The 4,865-nt window shown below is 65.3% G+C and carries 7 protein-coding genes; 1 reads left to right on the forward strand and 6 read right to left on the reverse strand.

Features of this window, described 5'->3' with window-relative positions; genetic code table 11:
- From ACI38Z_RS02340 to ACI38Z_RS02365, 6 genes are all read right to left on the reverse strand, one after another.
- Positions 1 to 789 (reverse strand): PDDEXK nuclease domain-containing protein (locus ACI38Z_RS02340; protein ID WP_439788577.1); only part of this gene is annotated, 789 nt, incomplete at its 3' end.
- Positions 790 to 1,025: 236 nt separating this feature from the next.
- Entirely contained in the window at positions 1,026 to 2,234 is a 1,209-nt protein-coding gene (locus ACI38Z_RS02345) for an MFS transporter (protein ID WP_439788578.1), read from the reverse strand.
- Between the two features lie 8 nt (positions 2,235 to 2,242).
- Positions 2,243 to 2,908, reverse strand: coding sequence for a DNA-3-methyladenine glycosylase family protein (locus ACI38Z_RS02350; RefSeq protein ID WP_439788579.1), 666 nt, complete (start codon positions 2,906 to 2,908; stop codon positions 2,243 to 2,245).
- Positions 2,905 to 3,489 (reverse strand): methylated-DNA--[protein]-cysteine S-methyltransferase, encoded by a 585-nt coding sequence (locus tag ACI38Z_RS02355; RefSeq protein ID WP_439788580.1) that lies wholly within the window; start codon positions 3,487 to 3,489, stop codon positions 2,905 to 2,907. Before ACI38Z_RS02355 ends, ACI38Z_RS02350 begins: the two co-directional genes overlap by 4 nt.
- A gap of 38 nt (positions 3,490 to 3,527) precedes the next feature.
- Complete coding sequence (locus tag ACI38Z_RS02360; RefSeq protein ID WP_439788581.1) at positions 3,528 to 3,824, reverse strand: hypothetical protein; 297 nt, start codon at positions 3,822 to 3,824, stop codon at positions 3,528 to 3,530.
- Positions 3,825 to 3,829: 5 nt separating this feature from the next.
- Entirely contained in the window at positions 3,830 to 4,405 is a 576-nt protein-coding gene (locus ACI38Z_RS02365) for an isocitrate lyase/phosphoenolpyruvate mutase family protein (protein WP_439788582.1), read from the reverse strand.
- A 117-nt stretch (positions 4,406 to 4,522) separates the two neighbouring features.
- Between ACI38Z_RS02365 and ACI38Z_RS02370 the strand changes: the two genes are divergently transcribed.
- A partial coding sequence (locus ACI38Z_RS02370; RefSeq protein ID WP_439788583.1) for a LysR family transcriptional regulator occupies positions 4,523 to 4,865 on the forward strand: 343 nt, incomplete at its 3' end.

The raw sequence follows: 4,865 nt of genomic DNA on the forward strand, positions 1-4,865 counted from the left end.
ATGCGTCTTGAGCTCCACGAGCACGTGACACCTGAGGTTGATGTTGTAGAAGACGAGGTCCACGTAATAGCTTGCGGTATCGGCGTCAAGGCGATACTGCCTGCCGACAAAGGCGAACCCACGCCCGAGCTCGAGCATGAACTCCTGGATCCTGGTTACGAGCGCTTGCTCCAAGGTCTTCTCGTCGAAATCCGTACGGTCTCCCAGATCGAGGAAGTCGAGCACATACGGGTCCTTGATGAGCAGGTCTGCCGATGTCTTGGGTTCGCTGCTCTGGATCTCGCTCTGGATGTTTGCCCGCTTGTCCTCGGAGGTCTTGAGAAGCCGCTCGTAATAGAAGGTTGCGATTTGATGGTCCAGCTGACGGACGGTCCAACCATCCTGGGCGGCTGCGTGCATGTAGAACTCGCGACGCCTTTTGTCCGGGATGCGCATGAGCCTACGGTAATGTGACCAGCTCAATTGTGCGCACAGCGTGTGCACATTTGGGAACGCACGGTAGAACTGCTGCATCTGGTAGAGGTTCCTCTTTGAGTAGGAACTTCCAAACTCCGCCGTGAGGCGTTCGGAAAGATAGGCTATCAGGTGTTTGCCGTATTCGGCTCGGTCGCCGGTCGCCTCGGCAATCTGCCTGCCTATCTCCCAGTACGCGCCCACCATCGCGGAGTTGACCGCGCGCTCCACGTGCGCGCGTGCCTCCTCGAGCGTGGTCCGAACCGATGCGTAGACCTTCTCGTCCGCGGAACTGGAATCGAGACTACTGTTTGTTGGCCTGATGTTCTTTGGCATGCTGACGCGCCCCCTCGTATCCAGGGTTGTACCGGGGTCATGCGTGTCGGGCTTTACGGGTGCCGACAAACAGGGGCGCGTGCCTGCCTAGGGAAGCCAAGTGCGGTAGCGAGAAAAGGCCTGCCGCCCGCCTGCGTGTATCACTGGGGACTTCCGCGCAGACTCTTGTCTACCCCTATACCTTGGTTACAGTATAGCACAAATGAGAACACGTGTTCTTGTAATTGTTGATTGGTCTAGCCCTGCGACGGACGTGCGTCGAGCCGGGTCAGGACCAGTGCGAGCACGACGCCCACGACGGCCAGCCCGGCCATGGCCATGATGACCGGAGGCAGCCCGATGGCGTCGCCCGCGGCCCCAAGGAACGGCTCCGCCACGCCGCCCACGCAGACGGCGATGCCGTAAGAGAGCCCCGATGCGGTGCCCAGATGGCCTGGTACGTAGCTCATTCCCAGCGCCACGGCAGATGGGTAGAACAGGTCTGTGGACACGGCAAGCAGCATGGCCAGCGCCACGGCCAGGACGAGCGAGCGGTTGAGCGAGAAGAGCACGGTCAGCACGACCGTGGCCGTTATGCACCCGACCATGAGTTGGTGCGTGCCGACGCTTCCGGACACGCGCCCCGAGAGGAGCGTCGCGATGCCGCCCGCGATGGCGAATGCGGAGATGACGAGCGAGCTGAGCGCGGCGCTTTGCCCCAGCACGCCCATGAGGAACAGCGGGATGAACGCCAGCAGGCCGTACGAGAGTATCGAGCGGATGGAGAGCACGCCCATCAGCAGGGCGAAGCGACCCCAGTGCTCGACGCTCTTCTCGCCCGTGCCGGCGGCGGGACGTGCCACGCCGAGCGCCTCGAAGCGCTGGTCGAAGGCCAGCAGCACGACTGCGCAGGCGATGGCGGGGACGAGGAAAACGAGCGTTCCGTGCATGCCGAAGGTCGTGAGGAACGCGGACGTCAGGATGGGGCCCACGAAGAACCCCATGTTGCCGCCAACGGCGAAGATGCTCATGCCGCTCGCCTTGCTGCGGCCCCCCGCAAGGTTGGCGACGCGGCCGCCCTCGGGGTGGAACATCGCGACGCCGATGCCCGAGACCATGGCGGATGCCACGACCAGGCGGTAGTCGGTCAGGAAGCCGATGCCGCACATGCCGAGGCCCGCCAGGAACGTGCCCAGCGCCATGAACCAGGGGCGGGCCTTTCGGTCGCCCATCCAGCCGAACAGCGGCTGTATGACGGCGGACGCCACGTTGGAGGCGAATATGAGCATGGTTGCGGCGGTGTACGAGTAGCCGTTTGACGCCACGAGGAAGGGGAGGACGGCGGAAAGCGCGCCCTGGTTGATATCGGTGCAGAGGTGGCCCAGCATCGTGAGGTAGTTTGCGAGCCTGTCGCCGTCCCCGCGCGAGGACGGCGACGTTTCCTCCGATGCCTCTTTCGTACGCATGACGCTCCTTACGTGCGTGGCTTCTTTTTCTTCTTGGGTGCGTAGTCGTGGTCATAGCCGGGGACGTTCATGTGCGATATCTCCCACAGGTACAGGCTGGCAACGCTGCCGTAGGGGGAGTAGCGCCTGCGGTAGCGCTCGAACATCTGGCGCGTGACCTTGCGGTGGTGGTAGACCATGCGGATCCCGCGCTGGATGGCAAGGTCGCCGTAGGACAGTATGTCCGGACGGCCGAGGTTGAAGAGAAGGAGCATCTCGGCGGTCCAGCGGCCGATTCCCGGAAGCGAGCTCAGCGCCTGGATCGCCTCCTCGTCGGGCATGTGCCTGACGGCGTCCAGGTCGAGCTGGCCTGACATCACGCGGCTGGCGACGCCCTTGATGTACTCGACCTTCTTGAACGTGGTGCCGCAGGACTGGAGCTCCTCCACGGAGGCGTCGTCCACCGTCCCCGGCGTGACCTCGCCCAGCTGGTCCTGCAGCCGCGCCCACACGGTGGCCTGCGCCGCGCTGGATACCTGCTGCCCGATGATGTGGTGCACGATGCCGGAGAACAGGCTGCCCTCGTCCATCGGGCGGTACACGTGACCCACCGCGTCGATGGCGGCTGCCAGCTTCTTATCGTGGGCCTTGAGGTAGTTGACCTCGGTGTCGCCGTACTCGAAGTAGCGCGTCATGCCCTTCTCGCCCCAAACGCGAGCGCCGCGTTGGGGATGCCCTCCAGGGCCGTTCCCCTGCGGGGGACCTTGAACTCGGGCCTCAGCGCGCCTTCGTGTTCGAGAAGTGCGACCTTCCGGTCGATGCCGCCCCCGAAGCCGGTCAGGCTGCCGTTTGCCCCGACCACGCGGTGGCAGGGCACGATCACGCACAGGGGGTTGTGCCCGACGGCGCAGCCCACGGCGCGCGGCGACTGGCGGCGTCCCGTCTGGGCCTCGAGCCGCTTGGCGATGGCGCCGTAGGTCGTGGTCTGACCGTAGGGGATGGCGAGAAGTGCCTCGCGCACGAGCAGCTGGAACTCCGTCCCGTGCGCGATGAGCGGCAGCTCGCGGGGGTCGGGCTTCTCGCCCGCGAAGTAGCGGTCGAGCCAGGCGCGGGCCTGCGTGAGCGCGGGCACGTCGTCCCGGCGCTCAAGCGTCGCGTCCTCCAGGCCGTAGCCAAAGTGGCGGTCGTTGTCGAACCAGCAGCCGGTGACGCCCCGGCCGTCGCTCGTGACGGTGAGCGTCCCCACGATGGGCGTGCGGTATTCCGTGCAGTACATGGTCCTCCTTCCCGGTGGGGCGAACAGTCAAATCGTACCTAAGTTTGCGCGGGTTGCGCACCCACGTCCTCGAGGTAGCGCCGGAAGCCCAGCCGGTCGGCTATCTGCTTGACCTGGTCCACGTCCGCGGGGTCGATTCCCACGACCTCGGCCGAAAGGCGGCTCGATATGACGACCTTCCCGTTGCCGAACTCGTCTGCGAGCCGCCCCAGCACGGCCATCTGGCTCCCGCTGAAGGCCCCGCCCCCGGACGAGAAGCGCACGGACAGCCGGTCGGAGCCGCGCACCGCAAAGAAGCCGTCCTGCTTGAGCCGCAGCCGCTCCCTCTCGTTCATGGCGCCTACTTCGAGAAGTACTCGTTGGCGGCGCCGTAGCTCAGACCGCAGGAGAGGACCTCCTCGGGCTTGCCCGCCCTGATGTCGCGGGCAGCGTGGATGACCTTCTCCGCGATGTAGCGGACGGGGCCGGAGCCCACGCTCAGCCTGCGGACGCCGATCTTCTTTAGCTGGGCAAAGTCGTGGAACCTCCCGTTCAGGATGGTGTTGAGCGGCGCGTGGATGCCCGCGACCAGGCTCCTGACCGTGGCCTCGTCCATGGGCCCGGGCACGAAGACGCAGTCGGCGCCTGCCTCGGCAAAGGCATAGCCGCGCTCGAAGTCGGCGGACACCGGGATGTCGACGCGGCGCACCGTGTTGCGCACGACCTGCACCAGGTCGTCCAGCGTGATGTCCTCGCCGTCGGGATAGCCCAGCGCGTACGCGACGCCCGCGCTCGACGTGGCCACGCAGTCGAAGCCCTCCCTCTCGTACACGTAGGCGCTGCCCGCGTCCCACGAGTTGGGGATCACGAACATCCCGTCGGTCCTGTGCAGCTGCTGGAACCGCTCCGCCTTCTGTTCCTGGTTCGTGTTTGCCATGGTGTGCCTCCTGCCTCGGCTTCCCTTAGTAAGTTAAAAATAGATGGCAGTCCGTAGCTTGAACAGTTCATAATGGCTTTGGTGCCGTAGTCAAAACCAACGCTGGGGAGAAGTGCCATGACCCTCACGCAGCTCGAGTACTTTTGCGCCGTGTGCCGCCACGGCAGCATCGCCAAGGCGGCCGAGGAGCTCTACGTGTCGCATCCGACCGTCTCGGTGGCGATAAAGTCCCTGGAGAGCGAGTTTGGGGTGCAGCTCCTGGCGCGCACGGGCAACCGCGTGACGCCCACCCGCGACGGGCTGGCCTTCTATCGCATGGCGCAGGGCGTCCTCCAGCGCTGCGACCAGATGTACGCGGACTTTGCCCGGCGGCCGGAAAGCAGCTACCGCGTCCACGTGGGCGTGCCGCCCATCCGCTCCACGGTGCTGTTCCCGCGGCTGCTCGAGGAGTTCCGCAGCA

Origin of the sequence: Parafannyhessea sp. (assembly GCF_051876455.1) — a bacterium.
Taxonomy (GTDB): Bacteria; Actinomycetota; Coriobacteriia; order Coriobacteriales; family Atopobiaceae; genus Parafannyhessea.